Consider the following 22,113-nt stretch of genomic DNA (forward strand, 5'->3'; position numbering starts at 1 on the left):
AAGACATATGGACCAAGCGACCCTCATCCTCGAATCGACTCATTGCGTCTCTGCAACCAGTGTGCGCGGTCCATGGAGGTTATCGCTTGATCACAGTGGAATGTTGCCGTGTTTCTTGGGCGGCAGCGAGACCATCTTGCGCTCGAGCAGACGCAGCGCCGACACGATCTGGCCGCGGGTGTGCGAGGGCGGAATGACCGCGTCGACGTACCCGCGCTCGGCGGCCACATAGGGGTTCACGAGAGTGTCCTCGTACTCGTTCTGCAGCTCGAGGCGCAGCGCGTCGACATCGTTTCCGCTCTTCGCGGCATCTTGCAGCTGTTTGCGGTAGACGAAACCGACGGCGCCCGAGGCACCCATCACCGCGATCTGAGCACTCGGCCACGCGAGGTTCACATCGGCGCCCATGTGCTTGGAACCCATGACGTCGTAGGCGCCGCCGTAGGCCTTGCGAGTGATGATCGTGATTTTGCCCACAGTGGCCTCACCGTAGGCGTAGAGCAGCTTCGCGCCGCGCCGGATGATGCCGTTGTACTCCTGGCCGGTGCCGGGCAGGAAGCCGGGAACGTCGACGAGGGTGATGATCGGGATATTGAAGGCGTCGCAGGTGCGCACGAAGCGCGCGGCCTTCTCCGAGGCGTCGATATCGAGGCAACCCGCGAACTGGGTCGGCTGGTTGGCGACGATGCCGACGCTGCGGCCGTCGATCCGGCCGAAGCCGACGATGATGTTCATCGCGCGCTCGGCCTGCACCTCGAGGAATTCGTCGTCGTCGAGCAGCCGGCGGATGACATCGTGCATGTCATAGGGCTGGTTCGGCGAATCCGGGATGATCGTGTCCAGCTCGAGGTCCTCGTCGGTGAGCGAATCCTCGATGGCGCCGTTGATCGGGTCGGTGGCCGGGAAGCGCGGGGCCTCGGCGCGGTTGTTGCTCGGCAGGTAGCTCAGCAGATCCTTGACGTAGTCCAGTGCGTCCTGCTCGCCGGAGGCGACGTAGTGCGCGACGCCGGATTTCGTCATGTGGGTGTGCGCGCCGCCGAGGTCCTCCATGGTGACGTCCTCACCGGTGACCGTCTTGATGACATCCGGACCGGTGACGAACATCTGGCTGGTGCCGTCGACCATGACGACGAAGTCGGTCAGCGCGGGCGAGTAGACATGCCCACCGGCGGCCGGGCCCATGATCAGCGAGATCTGCGGGATCACACCGGAGGCCTGGATATTGCGGTGGAAGATCTCGCCGTAGAGACCGAGCGAGACGACACCCTCCTGGATGCGCGCACCCGCACCCTCGTTGATGCCGATCAGCGGGCGGCCGGTCTTGAGCGCCAGATCCATCACTTTGACGATCTTCTCGCCGTAGACCTCGCCGAGGCTGCCGCCGAAGACGGTGACGTCCTGGCTGAAGATGCAGACGTCGCGGCCGTCGATGGTGCCGTAGCCGGTCACCACGCCGTCGCCGAGCGGTCGGTTGTTCTCCAAGCCGAAGTTCACGCTGCGGTGGCGGGCCAGCGCGTCCAGTTCCACGAAGGAGCCCTCGTCCAGCAGTGCGAGGATGCGCTCGCGGGCGGTCATCTTGCCCTTGGAGTGCACCTTGTCGACCGCGGCCTCACCCATCGGGTGTTTGGCCTCTTCCAGCCGATTCCGCAGATCAGCCAGCTTCCCAGCGGTGGTGTGGATATCGGGGGCGCCCGCCGATTCCGATGCGGGCTGGTGCTGGACACTCGTCATGGCTCCGGAGTGTAACCAGTGCCAGTGCCTCTCGGTAACCGAGTGTCGCTTACCGGTCAGTAGAAAACCGCAGCTAGATCATGTTCCAACAGGCGAATGGCGGCAAACTTCCTGGTCGATTCCCGAACCGAATGCGGTGCTAGGCGCCGGAAAATCGGTGGAGTGGCGCCGCGGTGCCCAGATACCCTGAGGACGTTCGCATTTCAGCTCGAGATAAGGGGGCAGTGAGGTGCATGGGAGGACAACGCACACCTAGCTGAGGAGCAAATCATGTGGGAATGGAGCAGCCGAGTCGCCGAGCACGCCACGGCGACCTCGTGGACCAGTTGGCAGACCGTGGAAACCGAGCCGACCGTGCTGGACCCGCAGGAGTGGGCCGAGGTCGAAGCGGAATCCGGCGACGGCATGTTCGTCGCGGTTCCGATTCGCGAGTACGACCTCGTCGGATAGCCTGCCGGTGTGCACAGGCCACCGTTGGATGCAGAGCAGTTGCGGCGCAGTCTCGCCGAGTCGCCCGAACTGTCGTTCTTCTCCCACATCGCTGTGGTGGAGTCGACCGGGTCCACCAATGCGGACCTGATCGCTCGGGCCGGGGAGGCCGACGCCGATCGCGCGGTACTGCTCGCCGAAACCCAGGAACAGGGCCGGGGTCGGCACGCTCGGAGCTGGGTCAGCCCGCCACGCGCACAGATAGCGATGTCGGTGTTGGTGCGGCTGCCCGGCATCGAGCCGGCGGTGCTGGGCTGGCTGCCGCTGCTCACCGGTGTCGCCGTGGTGGACGCACTGCGCGCTACCGCCGGTGTGGAGGCGAATCTGAAGTGGCCCAACGATGTGCTCATCGATGGCCGCAAAGTCGCGGGCATCCTGGCCGAAGTCGCCTCCAGTGGTGGGGCGCCCGCCGTTGTCGTCGGAATCGGCCTGAACGTCGATCTCACCGAGGCGGAACTGCCGGTGCCGCATGCCACTTCGCTCACGCTGGCGGGTGCGAAGGTAACCGACCGCACCGAGCTCGTGCGGTCGCTGCTGACCGAATTCGCCCGCCGCTTCACCGCGTGGCGCGACGCCGGTTGGGACACCACCGATCTGATCGGCGTCTACCGCGACCGCTGCGCCACCCTGGGCGCACCCGTCCGCGCCGAACTACCCGGCGGCCAGACCCTCGAGGGCATCGCCACCGATGTCGACACCGCGGGCCGCCTGCGCATCGGCGAACACGTGGTCTCCGCCGCCGATGTAACCCACCTGCGCGCCGAATACTGACCGCACCCTGGCGGATTCAGGGGAGCCTTTTGTGCGGCACCGACATTCGGAGCTTCAGACCGGTTGCATGATGCCGCGCGCCGCCTCGCGGGCGAGCAGGCGGTCGCGCTGTTCCTCGAACTTGAGCACGTCCTTTTCCAACTTCTCCAGGAATTCGCCGAGTTGCTGGCGCGCCTGTTCGCCGCGCGGGCCGAAGTCGTTGCGGTCGAAGACATTCCACTTATTCAGCACGGGCGCCACCACATCTTCGAGGTGCTGGCGCAGATCGTAGATGCCGTGCTTGGCCATCAGTGCGCCGTTGCGCCGGAAGTTGGGCATGCCGTAGCCCGGCATGACGAAGTTGGTGAGGATTTTGGTGATCGCCGTTATGGCCTGGTCGGGCACAAGATCCAGGCCCGCGCCGCAGAGGTTGCGGTAGAAGATCATGTGCAGGTTCTCGTCGGCGGCGACGCGCTGCAGCATGCGGTCGGCGATGGGGTCGTTGCAGACCTTGCCGGTATTGCGGTGGCTGACCCGGGTGGCCAACTCCTGGAAGGTCACATACGCGACGTTGACGAGGAATCCGCCCCAATCCTGGGGTGAGGGTACGCCGCGGGTCATATGGATCATGCGGGCCTGTTCGAGCGCGACCGGATCGACGCCACGGGTCACCACGAGATAGTCACGCAGGACGATGCCGTGTCGATTCTCCTCCGCCGTCCAGCGCCCGACCCAGGTGCCCCACGCGCCGTCCTGGGAGAAGTACTCGGCGATCAGTCGGTGGTAGGAGGGCAGATTGTCCTCGGTGAGCAGGTTGGTGATCATCGCGGCCTTGGCGACCTCGTTCAATTTGGACTGTTCCGGTTCCCAGTCCTGACCGCCCATCGCGGCGAAGTTGCGCCCCTCGTCCCACGGGACGTAGTCGTGCGGATGCCAGTCCTTGGCCATCGACAGGTGGCGCTCGAGATTCTGTTCGGCCACCGGTTCGAGTTCGGTCAGGATTTGCAGCTGGGTCAGATCCTTGGTCACGCACGCCTCCACGGTTCGTTTTCGACGTCTTGTCAAGCCGGACTTGTCTTTTCACAGGCAGAGCATTGAGCAGAACAAAACGAGAGCTGGTCGAACGAGAGCCGGATCGAGCGGCTGCCGTCGGATCGAGGCTATGGAGCGATCCTGTGCGGAATCTCGAGGGTTCTCGAGAGGATCTCGAGGTCGCGACGGCGCAAGGTGCCGATTGTGCAGCACGGCACGTGTCGCTGTCCACGCTTTCCGGCGTGTTCTCGCGGTAGGGTTCCGGCATGGGTTATCCGGAGGAGGTGCTCGCCCCGGACGAGCAGTTGATACTCCATCGTCATCCGCATTGGAAAATGCTGTTCTGGCCGATCGTGACGCTCATCATCGCGACCGCGCTGGCCGGATTCGCCGGGGGGCTGATCTGGCGCAGGACCGAGGGCACGACCCGTTCGGTATTGCTGATCGTGGTGCTGGTCGTCTGGCTGGGCATCATCGGATGGCGTTGTGTCGCACGGATTATCAGCTGGAAGTCGACGCATTTCATCGTGACCGACCGCAGGGTGCTCATCCGGCAGGGCGTGATCACCCACACCGGCATCGATATCCCGATGAGCCGGATTTCCAGTGTGCAGTTCCGGCACGGCCTGTTCGATCGGTTGCTCGGTACCGGCACCTTGATCATCGGATCTTCCTCGGAGGAACCGCTCGAATACGACGACATCCCGCAGGTGCAGCAGGTACACGCGCTGCTCTACCGGCAGGTGTTCGAGGAATCCAGAGCCGACGATCCGCGCTGGGACCACCGCATATGACCGCAGTACTGCTGGCCGAAGACGATGAGGCCATCGCCGCACCGCTCTCGCGTGCGCTCGGGCGCGAGGGCTATTCGGTCACCGTGGAACGCTTCGGGCCCGCGGTGCTCGAACGCGCCTTGGAGGGCGGTCACGATCTACTCATCCTAGATCTCGGTCTGCCCGGTATGGACGGGCTCGAGGTGTGCCGCCAAGTGCGCGCCCGCGGCGCCGATCTGGCTGTGCTGATGCTCACCGCGCGCACCGATGAGGTGGACTTCGTTGTCGGGTTGGACGCGGGCGCGGATGACTATGTCGGCAAGCCGTTCCGGTTGGCCGAGTTGCTCGCGCGAGTCCGAGCGTTGTTGCGGCGCAGTGGAATCGGTGACGAAGCGGTCGAGGTCGGCGGTATCCGGCTGGAGCCCGCGGCGCGGCGGGTGCTGGTCAACGGCGTCGAAGTCGGTTTGGCCAACAAGGAATACGAGCTGCTCAAGGTGCTGATCGATCGGGCGGGTCAGGTGGTGCCGCGCGAGACGATCCTGCGCGAGGTGTGGGGCGATGCCGAGCTGCGCGGTTCGAAGACCTTGGATATGCACATGTCCTGGCTGCGCCGCAAGATCGGCGACGAGGGACCGATGGCCGAGCGCCGCATCGTCACCGTGCGCGGTGTCGGCTTCCGGTTGAACACCGATTGATGGTGCGGCACAACTGATATGAGACGCAGAATTCTGCGATCGATGCTCACCGTGCTGACCATCACCACGGTGGTACTCGGCGTCCCGCTGATCTACACCGCGTGGCTGTGGGTCGAGGACATCACCCGCAACGATCTGGAGAACCGGCTCGAGCGCATCGCCGCGGAGATCATCGCCCAGGAACACGGCGACGGCATGGTGCTCGGCGAACTCGACACCCGCCCGGTGCGGCCGTTGATCCCCATGGACGGCAAGCTGACCATCATCTATCCGGCCCCGCGGGACAATGCGTCCCGGCTCGATATCGGCGCGGACCGGGTGCACGATCCGGTGGTGGAATCGCTGGCGATGGGGACCGAGGGGTCGTTGCGCCTGGAGGTGCCTTCGGGGCCGATGCATACGCGCCAGATCCAGGCCGTCGCGGTGGTTGCCTTCGCGGTGCTCGCCTCACTCGGCGCGGCGGTATCGGTGGCGATGATCACCGCGCGCCGGGTCGCCGACCCGCTGCGTGACGTGGCGGCCCGCGCCGCCCGCCTGGCCATGGGTGACTTCCGGCCGGATCCGCGGCGGCACGGAATTTCCGAACTGGACCGGGTTTCCGATGTGCTCGATTCGGCGACCGTCGAGATCGCCGGGCGGCTGCAGCGCGAACATGCGCTGGTCGCGGACGTTTCCCATCAGCTGCGCAGCCGCCTGACCGCGGTGCGATTGCGGCTGGACGAGTTATCGGCGCATTCCGATCCGGCCGTGGTGCACGAGGCCGAGGAGGCTATGGCGCAGGTCGACCGGCTGACCGATGCGATCGACGATCTGGTCCGAGCCTCCCGCGACGAGGACGCCGCCGATCGCGATCCGGTGCCGGTAATGGACGAGTTGCGCGGCGTCGTCGAGGAGTGGTCGCATCCGTTCACCGAGGCAGGCCGGATCCTGCGGTTGATCGGCGACGAATCCTTGCGCGCCCCGATCACGGGTTCTCGGCTGCGCGAAGCCCTCGCGGTGCTGGTCGACAATGCGCTGATGCACGGTGGCGGCACCTGCACGGTATCGGTGCGCACGGTGCGCACGGTCAGCGATCGCGAGCCCTTGGTGGTAGTCGAGGTCGCCGACGAGGGCGATGGCGTCCGTGACGAACTCGCACCGCACATCTTCGACCGCGGCTTCTCCGCAGGCGGCTCCACCGGCGTCGGACTCGCCTTGGCCCGCGCGCTCATCGAGGCCGATGGTGGACGGTTGGAATTGCAGCGCCGCCGTCCCGCGCTGTTCGCGATGTTCCTCGGATCCAGTGCGTCGCAACGCACGCCCAACGGCGCGCCGGCGCCTGAACCGCGCTAACTGCGGCCGAGCTGCTCTTCCTCGAGCAGCTCCTCGATTTCCTCGACGAGCTCGCTGATTTCGTCCGGGAACACCCAGCGTCGCATCGACCAGAAGCGGAATGCCATCTGCAGCAGGTTGCCGATTATGAAGGCGCTGAAGAAGTCCGCGATGTTCTCGACGGTGAAGCTCACATCGGGTTGGCGTAGGTCGAAGACGTAGCTGGAGATCCACAGCGGGATGAAGCTCAGCACGACGCCGACGCCGCTGACGCCGAAGAACAGCAGCGCCTCATGGTGCTTCTCACGCCCGCCGCGGTTCTTGAACGACCACTCGCGGTTGAGGATGTAGGAGCAGATGACCGCGATGACGCCGGAGATGATCTTCGCGGTGACCGGTTTGGTCTCCAGCACGGTCCACTTGAGCACATAGAAGATGCCCGAGTCGATGATGAAGGTGGTCGCGCCGACGATGGCGAATTTGATCAGTTCGTGGTGGCGGTATGCGATCTCCCGCAGGGGCTTGGGGAGGACGTTGACCACGTCGTCGACGAAAGACACAAGGCCCGAGTGTACCGGTAGGGATCATGGCGCCCGGACATGACAAGATTGCACGACGTGACCACCCGCCGTTCATTCGATCCTGCCGCCATGCCCACCGTCACCATGATCGGTGGTGGCCAGCTCGCACGCATGACGCACCAGGCCGCCATCGCGCTCGGTCAGCGGCTGCGGGTGCTGGCCGAGAATCCGGATGACCCGGCCGCCCAGGTGAGCCCCGAGGTCGTACTGGGCAGCCACACCGATCTGACCGCGCTGCGCAAGGCCGCCGTCGGCTCGCACGCGCTCACCTTCGACCATGAGCATGTGCCGACCGAACATCTGGAGGCGCTGGTCGCCGAGGGCGTGAATGTGCAGCCGCCGCCGCACGCGCTGGTCTTCGCGCAGGACAAGTTGGCCATGCGGACCAAGCTGTCCGAGCTCGGGTTGCCGGTGCCCGCCTTCGTGCCCGTCACCTCGGTGGCCGATGCGGTGCGATTCGGTGACGAACACGACTGGCGGATCGTGCTGAAGGCGGTGCGCGGCGGTTACGACGGGCGCGGTGTCTGGATGCCGGGGTCGGCGGCCGAGGCCGAGACCATCGTGGCCGATCAACTCGCGCACGGTGTGCGGCTGCTCGCTGAGGCCAAGGTGGATCTGAAGCGCGAACTGTCGGCGATGGTGGCGCGTTCGCCGTTCGGTCAGGCCGCGACCTGGCCGGTGGTGGAGACGGTCCAGCGCAACGGTCAGTGCGCCGTGGTGATCGCGCCCGCACCGGACTTGAATGACGAATTGGGCGCGCAGGCCGAGACGCTCGCGCTGAACCTCGCCAAGGAACTCGGTGTGGTCGGTGTGATGGCCGTCGAACTCTTCGAAACCAACGACGGCGCCATCCTGATCAACGAACTGGCCATGCGGCCGCACAACTCCGGTCACTGGGGCATGGACGGCGCGTGCACCGGTCAGTTCGAACAGCATTTGCGCGCGGTGCTCGACTATCCGCTCGGTGACACCAGTCCGCTGGCGCCGGTTACGGTGATGGCGAATATTCTCGGCGCGGCCGAGGCGCCGACCATGTCGATGGACGAGCGGCTGCACCACCTCTTCGCCAGATTGCCGCAGGCGAAGGTACACCTGTACGGCAAGGGTGAACGCCCGGATCGCAAGATCGGGCATATCAATGTGCTCGGCGACGATGTCGCTGTGGTGCGCGAGCAGGCCGAGCGCGCGGCGTACTGGATGTCGCACGCGATTTGGACCGACGGATGGGATCCCCACGGTGAGTAATGCGCAAGTTGGCCTGATCATGGGTAGCGACTCCGACTGGCCGACTATGGAGGCCGCCGCAATCGCCTTGGCGGAGTTCGATATTCGCTTCGAGGTCGGCGTCGTCTCGGCGCACCGCACGCCCCAGCGCATGCTCGACTACGCCCGCGAGGCCGCGGGGCGCGGTCTGAAGATCATCATCGCGGGGGCGGGCGGTGCCGCCCACCTGCCCGGCATGGTCGCCTCCGCTACCTCGCTCCCGGTCATCGGCGTCCCCGTTCCGCTCAAATATCTCGACGGCATGGACTCGCTGCTGTCCATCGTGCAGATGCCCGCCGGCGTCCCGGTGGCCACCGTCTCCATCGGCGGCGCCCGCAATGCCGGCCTGCTCGCCGCCCGCATCCTCGCCACCGCCGATCCGGTCCTGCGCGCCAGGATGGAGCAGTTCCAGGCTGGTCTGGAAGCCATGGTGCTGGAGAAGGACGACGCGCTGCGCAGCAAACTCCTCGGCTGACCAACCGACTCGGCCACGCCGCGCGCGGCGAGGATCAAATTGCCGCCATGCGGATCCCGTATCGGCGCGGCTCAGTACGGTGATGCGGTGGCGATTGAGGAAACCGTTCGGGGGCGTAGTGGGGATGATGCGGCCAGATTTCGGCTGACCGTCGTGGATCAGGCGCTGCGGTTGTTCACCGAGCAGGGGTATGAGGCGACGACCGTGGATGAGATCGCGGAGGCGGCGGGGATTTCGCGGCGCACGTTCTTTCGGCAGTTCCGGTCGAAGGAGGATGTGATCTTCGCCGATCACGAGTCGCAGTTGGCGCGGGCGGCGCAGTCCTTGGCGGCGGCGCAGGGGGATCCGTGGGAGGCGGTGTGCGCCGCGGTGGTGCAGGTGTTCGAGCGGTTCACCCAGTGGCGCGAGATCGCCGAGCGGCGGTATCGGGTGGTTCGGAAGGTGCCCGCACTGCGGGAGCGCGAGATCGTGACCGTATTCCGGTATGAGCGGTTGTTCACCGACTATCTGCGTGAGCGGCTGCCGGAGGTGCCGGATCTGGCGCGGGTGCAGTTCACCGCCGCGGTGACGGCCACCCACAACTACCTGTTGCGCCGCATGGTGCGCGGCGAATCGGATGCGGGCGCGGCGGATCTGCGCGAGGAGTTGGCGGCGATTCCGCGCGGGCGCGGGTCGGGTGCGGCGGAAATGGTGGTCGCGGTGTTCCCGAGGGATATGCCGCCGAGGCAGGTCGCCGATTTGGTGACCCGGCAGCTCGGTAGTCTGTGACGGAAGTCATTGTATGCAGTATCTGACACTCAGTGCCACACTTTAACCGCACTTGGCGTACATCCTCGGGCGTATACTCAAACGGAGTGTGGCACTGAGTGCCGATCGCTGGAGCTCCCATCCAGCAAAATCACGACCGACAAACCCAGGAGTGTGTCCCATGGCAGGGAACCCCGATTTCAATCTGTTCCAGCTCGAGGACTTCCACGACGAACTGCGTGCGGCCATCCGCGGACTGGCGGAGAAGGAAATCGCTCCGTATGCCAAGGACGTCGACGGCAACGCCCGCTTCCCGGAAGAGGCGCTCACCGCGCTGAACGCCGCGGGCTTCAACGCGGTGCACGTGCCCGAGGCCTACGGCGGCCAGGGCGCGGATTCGGTCGCCACCTGCATCGTGATCGAAGAGGTCGCTCGCGTGTGCGGTTCGTCCTCGCTGATTCCCGCGGTCAACAAGCTCGGCACCATGGGCCTGATCCTCAACGGCTCCGAGGAGCTCAAGCAGAAGGTGCTGTCGGATATCGTCAACGGCGAGATGGCCTCCTACGCGCTGTCCGAGCGTGAGGCGGGCTCCGACGCCGCCAGCATGCGCACCCGCGCCAAACAGGACGGCGACGACTGGGTCATCAACGGCTCCAAGTGCTGGATCACCAACGGCGGCAAGTCTTCCTGGTACACCGTCATGGCGGTGACCGATGCGGAGAAGGGCGCCAACGGCATCTCCGCATTCCTGGTGCACAAGGATGACGAGGGCTTCGTGGTCGGCCCGCTCGAGCACAAGCTCGGCATCAAGGGGTCGCCGACCGCCGAACTGTATTTCGAGAACTGCCGGGTGCCGGGTGACCGCATCGTCGGCGAGCCGGGCAGCGGCTTCAAGACCGCGCTGCAGACCCTCGACCACACCCGCCCGACCATCGGCGCGCAGGCCGTCGGCATCGCGCAGGGCGCCCTGGACGCTGCGATCGCTTACACCAAGGACCGCAAGCAGTTCCGCACCGCGATCGCCGACTTCCAGAACACCCAGTTCATGCTCGCCGATATGGCGATGAAGATCGAGGCCGCCCGCCTCATGGTCTACACCTCCGCCGCCCGCGCCGAGCGCGGCGAGAAGAATCTCGGCTTCATCTCCGCTGCCGCCAAGTGCTTCGCCTCCGATGTGGCCATGGAGGTCACCACCAACGCCGTGCAGCTCTTCGGCGGCGCGGGCTACACCACCGACTTCCCGGTGGAGCGAATGATGCGTGACGCCAAGATCACTCAGATCTACGAGGGCACCAACCAGATCCAGCGCGTCGTCATGTCGCGCGCACTGCTGCGGGGCTGACAACGCATACCGACCGGGTGTTCAGGCCGCTGCGCCGAGCGGTGGGAACACCCGGTCTTTCTGTGCCCCCGGATAACCCTACACACAACAAACTCACCAGCCCGGACGCCTGGCGGTGACCGGTCCCGATCCTCGCGGACTACCTGCGTTAAGCGACCAGATCGGCGTATTCGCGGTGCTCCGCGATGTACTGCTCGACGTACCAGCAGGTCGGGATGACGGCGAAGCCCTGGGCGCGCGAATCCTGCAGCGCGTACTCGACCACCTGGGCGGCCACGCCGCGGCCGCGGAACTCCGGGAAAGTCATGGTGTGGTGGAAGTCGCGAACTTTAGGGGGATGGTTGTCGGCGGAGCCGACGGGGCGAGTGAGATCAGCATCTTCGCGTTCGGCGTAGTCGGCGTACCCGGCGAGGGTGTCGTCGAGATAGATCTCGAATCGGGTATCGGCGACATTGTGCTCGAGCCTGGTGGTCATGATCGGGTCAAACTCCTCAGCGGCTGGGAATGTTCCGTCTACAGAATCGCGCCTGGGTTGAGAATGCCATGCGGGTCGAGCGCATCCTTGATCCGGCGAGTGAGCGTCATCACATCCGGGCCGAGTTGATCGGGCAGCCACGCCTTCTTCAACCGGCCCACCCCGTGTTCGCCGGTAATGGTGCCGCCGAGCTCGATGGCCAGGTCCATGATCTCGCCGAAGGCGCGGTGCGCGCGTTCGGTCATCGCCGCATCGGTCGGATCGTGCACGATGAGCGGGTGGGTATTGCCGTCCCCGGCGTGCGCGATCACCGAGACCAGCACGTCATTGCGCGCCCCGATGGCGGCGATACCGTTGACCAGATCCGCGAGCCGCGGCAGCGGAACACCGACATCCTCGAGCAGCAGCGGTCCGATCTTCTCCACCGCCGGAATGGCGAAACGCCGTGCGGCAGTAAAGGCTTCGCCTTCCTCGGGATCCTCGGTGTGGAAAACCTCGATGGCACCGGCTTTTTCGCAGATGCCGACCATGACTTCGGCTTCGTGCCTGGCGAATTCGCCAGGCGCGTCCGAACGGGCGACCAGCAGCGCGGCGGCCTCGCGATCCAGACCCATCCGCATCTCGTCCTCTACCGCATTGATCGCGACGGCATCCATGAACTCGAGCATGGCGGGCCGCAGGGTGCCGGTGATGCCGAGGATGGCCTCGGTGGTGGCGGTCAGCGTCGCGAAGGTCGCGACCACGGTGGATTGCGGCGGTTGGGCGGGCAGCAGCCGCAGGGTGAGTTCGGTGATCACCCCGAGCGTGCCCTCGCTGCCGACGAACATCTTGGTCAGCGACAGGCCCGCCGAGTCCTTCAACCGTGGCCCGCCGAGCCGCACTACCGTACCGTCGGCGAGTACGACCTCCATGCCGAGTACATAATCGGTGGTCACGCCATATTTCACGCAGCACAGCCCGCCTGCGTTGGTGGCCGCGTTGCCGCCGATCGAGCATATTTCGAAGGAGGACGGGTCCGGCGGGTACCACAGGCCGTGCTCGGCGACCGCGCGTTTGACCTCCGCATTGAGCAAGCCGGGCTGAACCACTGCGGTGCGGGTGACCGGGTCGACGGTGATCGCGCGCATGCGTTCGGTGCTGAGCACGATGCCGCCGTCGACGGCAGTCGACCCGCCGGACAGTCCGGATCCGGCCCCGCGCGGCACCACCGCGACCTTGTGTTCGTGCGCCCACCGCAACGTCGCCGCGACATCATCGGTGCCGGTAGCGCGGACGACGGCCAGAGGTGTGCCGGCGTTCGGATCGCGCGCCCAGTCCTGCCGATAACCCGCCAACAGGTCGGAATCGGTGAGTACCGCACCATCGGGCAGGCGGGAGATCAGGTCATGCAGGTCCACACAGCTCACGCTATACGGCGGGTGCGGCCCACGGTGCGTGCCCGACTGTAACAGCCGCGCGTCCGGTTCTCCCTGGAGGTTTGCTACAACACCGAGCCCGGCGGGATGTGGGCCGGTCCAGTGGTGCCGGGCCCGTCGGCCGATAAGAATTCCGGGCGAGGCGCCCATTCGGGGCGCTGTCCGATTCCAGTAGGTGCGCAGGCGTGCCGAGGAGGTTTCATGCAGGTCGAGTCGCCGGATTACCGTGATTTGGTCGCTGCCGTGTTCTCCTACGAAGTCGTCGACGGGGGCATCGATCCGGATTCTTTGCGCCGCATCCACGCGGGGGATATCGCCGAATGGATCACGGCGCTGGATCGTTCGGGCATGTTCGGCAAAACAGCCATCACCACCGTGTCCGATCAGTGGCACCGTAACCCCCGCCTCCTGCTCGACGCTCTCCTCGACGATGTCGACGACGTCACCCGCCACCGCTGCCTCGTCGCCTGGTCGGTCCTGGACCGCCGTTCAACGCTCACCCGGATCGGCTGATCGAGTCGGGTTCCAGCCGATCTTGTTTCCGGAACGATCACCTGGTGGACACCTGCCGCTGGCATGCTGGCGGCGTGACGAGCACCGAGTCCCTGGTGGCGGGCTTCTCCCGCTGGTGCGAGGCCGTCGTCGCGAGGTTGCCGTTGGGGCTGAATCGCCTTGTCGCCCCGACGTTTCTCGGCTTCGCGCTGATCAACGGCTGCACCTTCGGTGTCGATTTGGCACTGCTCACGGTGCTGCACGGCGGGCTGGGGCTGCCCGTTTGGCTGTCGGTCACCGTCGCCTATATCTGCGCGTTCGGGCTCAGCTTCGTGCTGAATCGCACCTTCAACTTCCACTCGCATGCACCGGTCGGCAGGCAGGCCGTGCTGTATGTGGTGGTTGTCGTGATCAACTACCTCGCCTTCATACTCGGCGTCGGTAGCGGACTGACCGCACTGGGTTCGGAATACCACCTGTCGCGGCTGCTGGCGGGGGCATGCGAAGCGGTCTACATGTACAGCGCGATGCGCTGGATCGTGTTCCGCGGCCTAGCGCAGGATCTCGATATCGTCGCCGTCGACCACGACGACATCGTCGTCGGTGAGCGCCCAGTGCGCGAGGCCCTCGGCCCGGTACCGAGCGGCGAGTAGCGCGGACTCACCATCCGGATCGGTCGCGGAATCCAGATGCGGCACGATGCGGTGGTCGACCAAACCCAGTCCGTCCCAAAGCGGTTCGATGCCGCATGCCGGTTCGACCTCGGCTGGGTCATCGGTGGATTCCAGACCGCGCAGATCCGGAGTCAGCAGACAGGCCCCCGCGCTGTACCCGGCGTACACCAGGGCGTCGGCGGCCAGTAACTTCGGCAGTACGAAATCGGCTCCGCTGCGGGCGAATTGGGCGCGCAGGACGAAGGTATTGCCGCCGCGCACCCACACCAGCGGATATTCGGCCAGGGTGGCTTCCAATTCGGTTGCGCGACCGACGAATTCGCGCAGATCTAGCACGTCGGGGGAGTAGCCGAGCTTGCGCAGCGGGGTCACGTCACTGGTGACCGCACCAGCCCAGGCCGCGGGCCAGGCGTCACATGCATTGGGAATCACCGCGACTCGGCCCGGCTCGCCGACGAGCGCGGCGAGCCGGTCGTAGTGTGCGCCGAATCGGTAGCTGGACAGGAAAAGTCGCACCGCTGCTCAGATGGTGAAGGCCAGGCTGTGCACCAGTCGGTTGCCGAGTTCCGCATCGCCGGAGATGGTGAATTCGCCTTCATGCGCATCCGCGGTGGTGCGGCCGCCGCGCAGCCGGGCGAACAGGCCGGAACCCATTCGAACCACCACGGTGGCGGGCGCGTCCAGTTCCTCGACGATATTGGCGCGGCCGTCCACCGCGACGTGCAGCGTCTGTGGCAACGGGCCGGTCAGCTCGAAGGTGATGCGTGATCCGTCCGGCGCCTGCGCACCCTTCGCCACCGCCCGCCCGATGGTGGCGGTGAGTTCGCCGAAGGCCCGCTCGGCGCGCGGCCCGCCCTCGTCGACGGAAATGCCGAGCCCATCGGCGATATCGAGTTCGTGCATCCAGCAGTCGAACAGCCGCACCCGCATGAACCGTCCGTAGCTGACCTTGCCGATCGGCGAAACGGTTTCGGCCTGCCATTCCGTATCACCGAAAGACGCGAGCGCCTCGCGCCTGCGGTCGGTGACGTCGCGGTACAGCTCGAGCAGTCGCTTACCCGACAGTGGCCGCAGCCGGTCGACCCAGATCTCGTTGAGCACACCGGATTCGTTGCGCACATGCGGCAGTGTGGTCACATCGGTTTTGGGTCGGATCGGATCGTGCGCGGGCGGGCGTTCGCCGAGCAGCCAGGATTCGGTCCCGACGAGGTGCGCCACCACATCGAACAGCGACCAGCCCGGCAGCGGAGACGGTGTGCGCCAACGCTCTTCGTCGAGATCGGCGACCAGGGTCGCGATCGTCTCCCATTGCTCGGACAGCAGGCCGGTCAGCTGCGTCCGGTCCTGGGTCGGGTCGGTCATTCTTGCTCCTCGGCGCTGGTCTTGTCGTCGTGTGCCAATGCCGATATTCCGGCGCGGATGGCGGCCGCGGTGGACTCGGGATCGTGCGGGCGCCGCAGCAGCAGTCCGGCGGCGAAACTCAGTTTGTCGCCGTGCCGACGCGGTACCACGTGCAGGTGGACGTGTGGGACGGTCTGGAAGGCCGCGGTGCCGTCATTGAGGACGAGATTCGCACCGTCCGCGGCCAGTTCGCTGCGCCTGATCGCCAGCGCCAGCCGGTGTCCGGCGCGGAAGAGGTGCGCGCCCATGTCGGCGTCCAGATCCGTCAACTCGGATGCGTGTCGCTTCGGGATGACCAAGGTGTGGCCGCGCGCGATCGGGCGAATGTCCAGGAACGCGCACAGCGTGTCGTCCTCGTAGACCTTGGTCGCCGGGGCCTGTCCCGCCGCGATGCGGCAGAAGACACAGTCGTTCACACCGCCGACCCTACGGCTTACCACTCACCGGGAACATAGTCGGGCATGACGCACGTCACTATGGGAAGGTATTGCGCCGCACCGACCAGGATTCGAACCTTGGTGTTGGTCGCGAATCCGACATAACGGCGGAATCCGGCCGCAACTTGTGACTGCCATCTCAGCTACGCTCGCCGCTAGCGATTGCTTGCCAGGTCGCTCGAAAAGATCAGCGAGCCGGGTACAGTTGCGAGAATTTGGACGAACTTACTCCCAAGTAACATCGTCCTGCCGTGACCGGTTGCTTGAAGCTGAGCCAGAGAAGGAAGTCTGACAAGTGGAGACAACGCAGAGCGTAGGCGACCAGTCGCCGCGCGGAGCGCGTGTCGGAGTCGTTCGCGAATCGAACGCGGGCGAGCGACGCGTCGCACTCGTGCCCAAGATCATCCCGAGCCTGCTGAAGCAGGGCGTCGAGGTGGTGGTAGAAGCGGGCGCCGGGCTCGGCGCGCTCATTCCGGACGCGGCATATGTGGACGCGGGCGCGACCATCGGTGATCCGTGGTCGGCCGATGTGGTCGTGAAGGTCGCGCCGCCCAGTGACGCCGAGGTGGCCAAGCTGGCCAGCGGGCAGACCCTGATCGGCTTTCTCGCCCCGCGCAATGCCGAGAACCAGATTCCGGCGCTGAAGGCGGCCGGGGTACAGGCCTTCGCCGTGGAGGCGATTCCGCGTATTTCGCGAGCTCAGGTGATGGACGCCTTGTCGTCGCAGGCCAATGTTTCGGGGTACAAGGCCGTACTGCTGGCCGCGTCGGAGTCGACGCGGTTCTTCCCGATGCTGACCACCGCCGCGGGCACGGTGAAGCCCGCGACCGTGCTGGTGCTCGGTGTGGGTGTCGCGGGTCTGCAGGCTTTGGCGACGGCGAAGCGTCTGGGTGGACGGACCACCGGCTACGACGTGCGTCCCGAGGTCGCCGACCAGGTGCGTTCGGTGGGTGCGCAGTGGCTCGATCTCGGTATTGATGCCGCTGGTGAGGGTGGTTACGCCCGCGAACTCACCGATGAGGAGAAGGCCAAGCAGCAGCAGGCGTTGGAGGATGCGATCAAGGGCTTCGACGTGGTGATCACCACCGCGTTGGTGCCGGGTCGTCCCGCGCCGCGGTTGGTGACCGCCGCGGCGGTGGAGGGTATGAAGCCCGGCAGTGTGATCGTGGATCTGGCCGGCGAGACCGGCGGTAACTGCGAGCTGACCGAACCCGGTGAGACGGTGGTCAAGCACGAGGTGACCATCTGCTCGCCGTTGAACCTGCCCGCGACGATGCCCGAGCATGCCTCGGAGTTGTACTCGAAGAACATTGCGGCACTGTTGGAGCTGATGTTGGTCGACGGAAAACTGTCGCCCGATTTCGGTGATCAGGTGCTCGCCGATTCCTGTGTTACTCGTGAGCGAGGCTTGCCGAGCGAACCGACAAGCGGAAGCGTGGATGCCTGATGTACACCGAACTACTAGCCAATATCGCCATCCTGGTGCTGTCGGGGTTCGTCGGGTTCGCCGTCATCTCCAAGGTCCCCAATACCCTGCACACGCCACTCATGTCGGGTACCAACGCCATTCACGGCATCGTCGTGCTGGGTGCGCTGGTAACCCTCGGCAACGTTCAGGATCCCTCGATCCTGACCCAGATCATTCTTTTCGTCGCGGTCGTGTTCGGAACCTTGAACGTGATCGGTGGTTTCGTGGTCACCGACCGGATGCTGGGGATGTTCAAGGGTAAGAAGCCCGCAGCGGTGAAGGCTGCCGCAGCGGAGCGTTCAGAGGGAGCAGCGTGATGCATACCTTCGACAATGTGACCTATCTGGTCAACGGGCTCTACATCATCGCCTTCGGCATGTTCATCTACGGTCTGATGGGGTTGACCGGCCCGAAGACCGCGGTGCGCGGCAACCTGATCGCCGCGGCGGGCATGGTGATCGCCGTTGTGGCGACAATGATTTCGATTCGCCACACCTCGAACTGGATCCTGATCGTCGCCGGGCTCGTGGTCGGTGTGGCGCTGGGTGTGCCGCCTGCCAAGTTCACGAAGATGACCGCGATGCCGCAGTTGGTGGCCGCGTTCAATGGTGTCGGTGGTGGCACGGTGGCGTTGATCGCGTGGTCGGAATTCATCAATTCCCAGGGTTTTTCGCATTTCGACGAAGAACCCACCGTGCACATCGTGATCGGCTCGCTGTTCGCGGCGATCATCGGTTCGGTGTCGTTCTGGGGATCGCTGATCGCGTTCGGCAAACTGCAGGAAATCCTGCCCGGACGTCCGATCGGTCTGGGGAAGTTGCAGCAGCCGTTGAATCTGTTGCTGCTGTTGGGTGCGATCGCCGCCGCCGTGGTGATCGGTATCGGCGCAACGAATGATGGTGTGCCGCAGTACTGGATGATCGCGGTGCTCGTGCTCGCCGGTGTCCTCGGGCTGGCGGTGGTGCTGCCCATCGGCGGCGCGGATATGCCGGTCGTCATCTCGTTGTTGAACGCGCTCACCGGTCTCTCGGCCGCCGCGGCGGGTTTGGCGCTGAACAACACCGCGATGATCGTGGCGGGCATGATCGTCGGCGCGTCCGGAACCATCCTGACCAACCTGATGGCCAAGGCCATGAACCGCTCCATCCCCGCCATCGTCGCCGGTGGCTTCGGTGGCGGCGGAACCGCTCCCGGTGCCTCGGGTGGTGAGCAGAAGCAGGCCAAGGCCACCTCGGCCGCGGATGCCGCGATCCAGATGGCGTACGCCAACCAGGTCATCGTGGTCCCCGGCTACGGTATGGCCGTGGCCCAGGCCCAGCACGCGGTCAAGGAAATGGCCTCCTTGCTGGAAGCCAAGGGTGTCGAGGTCAAATACGCCATCCACCCCGTCGCCGGTCGCATGCCCGGCCACATGAACGTGCTGTTGGCCGAAGCCGAAGTCTCCTATGACGCACTCAAGGAAATGGACGACATCAACGGTGAATTCTCCCGCACCGATGTGGCTTTGGTGATCGGCGCCAACGACGTCACCAACCCCGCCGCCCGCGAGGACTCCTCGTCCCCGATCTATGGCATGCCCGTCTTGAACGTGGACCAGGCCAAGAGCGTGATCGTGCTCAAGCGATCCATGAACAGTGGTTTCGCCGGAATCGATAACCCGCTGTTCTACGCCGACCACACCAGCATGCTCTTCGGCGATGCCAAGAAGTCGGTCGGTGCGGTCACCGAAGAACTCAAGGCACTGTAAGTACGTAAGCACGAAAGCCCTCGGCACCTGCCGAGGGCTTTTTGTGTCTCCTGGCTCGAGTGTCGGCCTTGTAGTTCGCATTATGAGCGTTCGTGCTCGCGCCCTTGATGTTCGACGGTTCCCGTTCCGAGTGGATTCTTGCGCGGGCAGCTATCGTCGGTGTTCGTGACTCCAAGGACGCCCAGGGGCTGGCGCTGGTGTTTACGCCAGGCGAGTGGGCAGCCTTTACCGCTGGTGTGAACGATGGCGAGTTCGATCGCTCGTAGACCAGTTAGGGGGGTGTGCTCGAGCTGCTACGCCCCACCAGGAAAGCCCGTCTAGCTGCGAAGCGTAGGCGGGCTTCCCTATTCGAGCTGATTTGCAGTGGAAACAGTTGTCCCACAATATCTTCTGCGTTGAGAACATCCGTCGCGTTCAGTCAGTGACCAAAGCACTGGCAGCGGTGCGGATTACTTCCGGGATCTCTACCGGTTTGCGGGTTTCATTGTCCACGTACACGTGGACGAAGGTGCCGGTGGCGGCCAGTTCCAGGGCGTCGCCGGATTCGCGGAAGATGGCCAGATCGTAGGTGATGCTGGAGCGGCCGAGGCGGGAGATGCGCAGGCCTACCTGGAGTTGGTCGGGGAAGCTCAGGGAGCCGTGGTACTGGCAGGAGGTTTGGGCGACCACGCCGAGGGCGGGCAGGTCGCGGATATCCGTGCCGGTGGCGTGCATGAGCCAGGCATTGACCGCGGTGTCGAAGTACGAGTAGTACGTCACGTTGTTCACGTGGCCGTAGTGGTCGTTATCGGCCCACCGGGTCGGCATCGGCCAGAGGACTGGATACTGCTGCGTCACCCGGCCGACGATAGCTCAGCCGGGGCGCTGCCCTGCCGGTGGTCGCGCGGACTCACACCGAAGTGGCGTTTGAACGCCGTGCTCAGTGCGAACGCGCTGCCGTAGCCGACCTGGCGGGCAATGGATTCAATGGTGGCATCGGATTCCTGCAGCAGATCGGCGGCCAGGGCGAGACGCCATTCGGTGAGGAACGCCATCGGCGGCTCACCGACCAGATCGGTGAACCGGCGGGCCAGCGCGGCCCGCGAAACCCCGACCGCCTCCGCCAGACTGGCGACCGTCCAGCCGTGCGCCGGATTGTGCTGCAACAGCCGCAGCGCCTTGCCGACCAGCGGATCGCTGTAGGCGTGGTACCAGGCGGGCGCGTCATTGCGGGCGAACCAGGCGCGCAGGGCAGCGATCAGCACCATATCGAGCAGCCGGTCCAGGACCACACCCTGTGCGGGCTCGTCCTTGGTAGCCTCGTCGACCAGGATGTCGAGCAGTCGGGTGTCGAAATCGCCGCGTTGCAACACGATCACCGGCGGCAGGGCACGCAACAGCCGCTGACTCGCCGCGCCCGCGGACTCGTAGGTACCGGTCACCATCAGAGTGGCGCCGTTCGCATCGGTTCCCCACTGACGCACGCCGAGACTCAATGTCTCGCAAAGTATTTCACCGTCGGCAGTCTTGGTGACATTGCCCGGATCGATGAAGATCTGCGGTGCGGTGGCCGGATCGTCGGCGATCGTATACGGATCGGGTCCGCGGAAGATCGCGATATCGCCCGCGTTCACTTGCCGCGGCTTACTGCCCGCCGCATCGGTCATGATCCAGGCCGTGCCGCGGATCATCGATACCACCGTCAACGGCGCCCGGTCCTGAATGCGCAGCGACCACGGCGGATCGAGCAGAGAGCACATGACGAACGCACCTCGGGCGCGTGGACCTTCGAGCAGACTGGCGAGCGCATCCACCTCACAACAGTAGACGCTGACGCATGATCGCGAGTCGCTGAACTATGTTTCGTCGTGGGCCGCGCCGATGTACTGGAAGCATGACAAACAGCACCTCGCACCAGCGCCTCGTCCTCGTCACCGGCGGTACGGGCAAGACCGGCAGCCGTGTCGCGACTCGGCTCCGGCAGGCCGGTCATCCGGTCCGGATCGGTTCCCGCGCGGCCGAGATTCCCTTCGATTGGGCCGACCGCAGCACCTGGACACCGGCGCTGTTCGGCGTTGACGCGGTGTACATCGCTTTCCAGCCGGATCTGGCGGTGCCGGGTGCCCCCGAGACCATCCGAGCGTTTACCAATGCGGCCAAGGCCAACGGTGTGCGCAAACTTGTGCTGCTGTCCGGTCGCGGCGAACCGGAGGCCGTGGCGTGTGAGCAGATCGTGCAGGGCTCGGGTCTGGATTGGACCATCGTGCGCTGCAGCTTCTTCGCCCAGAACTTCAGCGAAGGCGCATTCCTGGAGTATGTGCTCGCGGGCGAGGTGGCGCTGCCCAACGGCGATGTGCCGGAACCGTTCGTGCACGCCGACGATATCGCCGATGTCGCGGTCGCCGCGTTGACCGAGGACGGGCACAGTGGCGAACTCTACGAACTGACCGGGCCGAGGCCGTTGACCTTCGCCGAGGCCGTCGCGGAAATCGCCTCGGCGACCGGACGCGACGTCGCGTTCATTCCGATCTCCCGCACGGATTTCGTTGCGGCACTGACCGAGTACCAGGTTCCCGCGGACGTCGTCAGCCTGCTCGACTACTTGTTCGGCACCGTTCTGGACGGCAGGAACGCCAAGACCGCGGACGGGGTCCAGCGTGCTCTGGGCCGGGAACCGAAAGATTTCCGCGATTACGCCGACGAGACGGCCGCCACCGGAATTTGGAACATCTCGACCGAGTAGGTCGTTGTTAAGACGTAGGACCACCGCGCGGACGCCGATCTCAACGGCGAGATCCGCGGAGCCGGACCATCGGCCGATGATGTCCAGGACCGG

Annotated in this window: 26 protein-coding genes; 16 read left to right on the forward strand and 10 right to left on the reverse strand. The window is 65.4% G+C overall.

What is annotated here, in order from left to right; all coding sequences use genetic code 11:
• Positions 1 to 90 precede the first annotated feature (90 nt).
• Positions 91 to 1,731 (reverse strand): acyl-CoA carboxylase subunit beta, encoded by a 1,641-nt coding sequence (locus ACIBI6_RS22290; RefSeq protein ID WP_364355236.1) that lies wholly within the window; start codon positions 1,729 to 1,731, stop codon positions 91 to 93.
• Between the two features lie 270 nt (positions 1,732 to 2,001).
• Here ACIBI6_RS22290 and ACIBI6_RS22295 point away from each other — a divergent pair, with 270 nt between their 5' ends.
• Together ACIBI6_RS22295 and ACIBI6_RS22300 are read left to right on the forward strand one after the other, a co-directional pair.
• Complete coding sequence (locus ACIBI6_RS22295) at positions 2,002 to 2,181, forward strand: hypothetical protein (protein ID WP_364355233.1); 180 nt, start codon at positions 2,002 to 2,004, stop codon at positions 2,179 to 2,181.
• Between the two features lie 9 nt (positions 2,182 to 2,190).
• Positions 2,191 to 2,991 (forward strand): biotin--[acetyl-CoA-carboxylase] ligase, encoded by an 801-nt coding sequence (locus ACIBI6_RS22300; protein WP_364355230.1) that lies wholly within the window; start codon positions 2,191 to 2,193, stop codon positions 2,989 to 2,991.
• 54 nt (positions 2,992 to 3,045) lie between these two features.
• Here the strand turns inward: ACIBI6_RS22300 and ACIBI6_RS22305 are convergent, their stop codons facing one another.
• Complete coding sequence (locus ACIBI6_RS22305; protein ID WP_396957551.1) at positions 3,046 to 3,999, reverse strand: acyl-ACP desaturase; 954 nt, start codon at positions 3,997 to 3,999, stop codon at positions 3,046 to 3,048.
• Positions 4,000 to 4,268: 269 nt separating this feature from the next.
• On the opposite strand from ACIBI6_RS22305, the gene ACIBI6_RS22310 reads away from it, so the two are divergent.
• From ACIBI6_RS22310 to ACIBI6_RS22320, 3 genes are read left to right on the forward strand one after another with little or no spacing between them, the layout of a single operon-like run.
• Entirely contained in the window at positions 4,269 to 4,796 is a 528-nt protein-coding gene (locus tag ACIBI6_RS22310; protein ID WP_364355224.1) for a PH domain-containing protein, read from the forward strand.
• Positions 4,793 to 5,470 carry a response regulator transcription factor gene (locus tag ACIBI6_RS22315; RefSeq protein WP_364355221.1) on the forward strand — a complete coding sequence of 226 codons (678 nt, stop codon included), beginning with the start codon at positions 4,793 to 4,795 and terminating at the stop codon, positions 5,468 to 5,470. The genes ACIBI6_RS22310 and ACIBI6_RS22315 overlap by 4 nt, the downstream gene beginning before the upstream one ends.
• 18 nt (positions 5,471 to 5,488) lie before the next feature.
• Positions 5,489 to 6,802, forward strand: coding sequence for a HAMP domain-containing sensor histidine kinase (locus ACIBI6_RS22320; protein ID WP_364355218.1), 1,314 nt, complete (start codon positions 5,489 to 5,491; stop codon positions 6,800 to 6,802).
• Here ACIBI6_RS22320 and ACIBI6_RS22325 read toward each other — a convergent pair.
• Positions 6,799 to 7,341: a GtrA family protein gene (locus ACIBI6_RS22325; protein ID WP_364355215.1), complete on the reverse strand. Its 543-nt coding sequence runs from the start codon at positions 7,339 to 7,341 to the stop codon at positions 6,799 to 6,801. The two genes, ACIBI6_RS22320 and ACIBI6_RS22325, sit on opposite strands and share 4 nt — an antisense overlap.
• Before the next feature lie 90 nt (positions 7,342 to 7,431).
• On the opposite strand from ACIBI6_RS22325, the gene ACIBI6_RS22330 reads away from it, so the two are divergent.
• From ACIBI6_RS22330 to ACIBI6_RS22345, 4 genes are all read left to right on the forward strand, one after another.
• Positions 7,432 to 8,607, forward strand: coding sequence for a 5-(carboxyamino)imidazole ribonucleotide synthase (locus ACIBI6_RS22330; RefSeq protein WP_364355353.1), 1,176 nt, complete (start codon positions 7,432 to 7,434; stop codon positions 8,605 to 8,607).
• Positions 8,591 to 9,100, forward strand: coding sequence for a 5-(carboxyamino)imidazole ribonucleotide mutase (gene purE, locus ACIBI6_RS22335; RefSeq protein WP_364355351.1), 510 nt, complete (start codon positions 8,591 to 8,593; stop codon positions 9,098 to 9,100). Before ACIBI6_RS22330 ends, purE begins: the two co-directional genes overlap by 17 nt.
• 87 nt (positions 9,101 to 9,187) lie before the next feature.
• The gene (locus ACIBI6_RS22340) at positions 9,188 to 9,868 is read left to right on the forward strand and encodes a TetR family transcriptional regulator (RefSeq protein WP_364355212.1); all 681 of its coding nucleotides are present in this window, start codon (positions 9,188 to 9,190) and stop codon (positions 9,866 to 9,868) included.
• Positions 9,869 to 10,028: 160 nt separating this feature from the next.
• Positions 10,029 to 11,189 carry an acyl-CoA dehydrogenase gene (locus tag ACIBI6_RS22345; RefSeq protein WP_364355209.1) on the forward strand — a complete coding sequence of 387 codons (1,161 nt, stop codon included), beginning with the start codon at positions 10,029 to 10,031 and terminating at the stop codon, positions 11,187 to 11,189.
• A 148-nt stretch (positions 11,190 to 11,337) separates the two neighbouring features.
• On the opposite strand, the gene ACIBI6_RS22350 is transcribed toward ACIBI6_RS22345, so the two are convergent.
• Positions 11,338 to 11,664 carry a GNAT family N-acetyltransferase gene (locus ACIBI6_RS22350; RefSeq protein WP_364355206.1) on the reverse strand — a complete coding sequence of 109 codons (327 nt, stop codon included), beginning with the start codon at positions 11,662 to 11,664 and terminating at the stop codon, positions 11,338 to 11,340.
• Between the two features lie 38 nt (positions 11,665 to 11,702).
• Positions 11,703 to 13,061 (reverse strand): FAD-linked oxidase C-terminal domain-containing protein, encoded by a 1,359-nt coding sequence (locus tag ACIBI6_RS22355; protein WP_364355202.1) that lies wholly within the window; start codon positions 13,059 to 13,061, stop codon positions 11,703 to 11,705.
• 219 nt (positions 13,062 to 13,280) lie between these two features.
• On the opposite strand from ACIBI6_RS22355, the gene ACIBI6_RS22360 reads away from it, so the two are divergent.
• Positions 13,281 to 13,592, forward strand: coding sequence for a hypothetical protein (locus ACIBI6_RS22360; protein ID WP_396957552.1), 312 nt, complete (start codon positions 13,281 to 13,283; stop codon positions 13,590 to 13,592).
• A 74-nt stretch (positions 13,593 to 13,666) separates the two neighbouring features.
• Positions 13,667 to 14,224: a GtrA family protein gene (locus ACIBI6_RS22365; RefSeq protein ID WP_364355196.1), complete on the forward strand. Its 558-nt coding sequence runs from the start codon at positions 13,667 to 13,669 to the stop codon at positions 14,222 to 14,224.
• Here ACIBI6_RS22365 and ACIBI6_RS22370 read toward each other — a convergent pair.
• From ACIBI6_RS22370 to ACIBI6_RS22380, 3 genes are read right to left on the reverse strand one after another with little or no spacing between them, the layout of a single operon-like run.
• A complete protein-coding gene (locus tag ACIBI6_RS22370; protein WP_364355193.1) occupies positions 14,123 to 14,761 on the reverse strand; it encodes a Type 1 glutamine amidotransferase-like domain-containing protein in 639 nt (212 codons plus the stop codon). The two genes, ACIBI6_RS22365 and ACIBI6_RS22370, sit on opposite strands and share 102 nt — an antisense overlap.
• A gap of 6 nt (positions 14,762 to 14,767) precedes the next feature.
• Entirely contained in the window at positions 14,768 to 15,607 is an 840-nt protein-coding gene (locus tag ACIBI6_RS22375; RefSeq protein WP_364355190.1) for a maleylpyruvate isomerase family mycothiol-dependent enzyme, read from the reverse strand.
• Positions 15,604 to 16,062, reverse strand: coding sequence for an HIT family protein (locus ACIBI6_RS22380; RefSeq protein ID WP_396957553.1), 459 nt, complete (start codon positions 16,060 to 16,062; stop codon positions 15,604 to 15,606). The genes ACIBI6_RS22375 and ACIBI6_RS22380 overlap by 4 nt, the downstream gene beginning before the upstream one ends.
• Positions 16,063 to 16,378: 316 nt before the next feature.
• Between ACIBI6_RS22380 and ACIBI6_RS22385 the strand changes: the two genes are divergently transcribed.
• From ACIBI6_RS22385 to ACIBI6_RS22400, 4 genes are all read left to right on the forward strand, one after another.
• Positions 16,379 to 17,530, forward strand: coding sequence for a Re/Si-specific NAD(P)(+) transhydrogenase subunit alpha (locus ACIBI6_RS22385; RefSeq protein ID WP_364355184.1), 1,152 nt, complete (start codon positions 16,379 to 16,381; stop codon positions 17,528 to 17,530).
• Positions 17,530 to 17,868, forward strand: a complete 339-nt coding sequence (locus tag ACIBI6_RS22390; protein ID WP_364355181.1) for an NAD(P) transhydrogenase subunit alpha — start codon at positions 17,530 to 17,532, stop codon at positions 17,866 to 17,868. The genes ACIBI6_RS22385 and ACIBI6_RS22390 overlap by 1 nt, the downstream gene beginning before the upstream one ends.
• A complete protein-coding gene (locus ACIBI6_RS22395; protein ID WP_364355178.1) occupies positions 17,868 to 19,298 on the forward strand; it encodes an NAD(P)(+) transhydrogenase (Re/Si-specific) subunit beta in 1,431 nt (476 codons plus the stop codon). The genes ACIBI6_RS22390 and ACIBI6_RS22395 overlap by 1 nt, the downstream gene beginning before the upstream one ends.
• Before the next feature lie 92 nt (positions 19,299 to 19,390).
• Entirely contained in the window at positions 19,391 to 19,564 is a 174-nt protein-coding gene (locus ACIBI6_RS22400; RefSeq protein ID WP_396957554.1) for a DUF397 domain-containing protein, read from the forward strand.
• A 148-nt stretch (positions 19,565 to 19,712) separates the two neighbouring features.
• Here the strand turns inward: ACIBI6_RS22400 and ACIBI6_RS22405 are convergent, their stop codons facing one another.
• Together ACIBI6_RS22405 and ACIBI6_RS22410 are read right to left on the reverse strand one after the other, a co-directional pair.
• Entirely contained in the window at positions 19,713 to 20,105 is a 393-nt protein-coding gene (locus ACIBI6_RS22405) for a thioesterase family protein (protein ID WP_364355345.1), read from the reverse strand.
• A gap of 26 nt (positions 20,106 to 20,131) precedes the next feature.
• Positions 20,132 to 21,091: an AraC family transcriptional regulator gene (locus ACIBI6_RS22410; RefSeq protein WP_396957555.1), complete on the reverse strand. Its 960-nt coding sequence runs from the start codon at positions 21,089 to 21,091 to the stop codon at positions 20,132 to 20,134.
• A gap of 80 nt (positions 21,092 to 21,171) precedes the next feature.
• Between ACIBI6_RS22410 and ACIBI6_RS22415 the strand changes: the two genes are divergently transcribed.
• A complete protein-coding gene (locus ACIBI6_RS22415; RefSeq protein WP_364355172.1) occupies positions 21,172 to 22,020 on the forward strand; it encodes an NAD(P)H-binding protein in 849 nt (282 codons plus the stop codon).
• Positions 22,021 to 22,113 lie beyond the last annotated feature (93 nt).

This window comes from Nocardia sp. NPDC050412 (assembly GCF_044458825.1).
In the GTDB taxonomy this organism is placed as follows: domain Bacteria; phylum Actinomycetota; class Actinomycetes; order Mycobacteriales; family Mycobacteriaceae; genus Nocardia.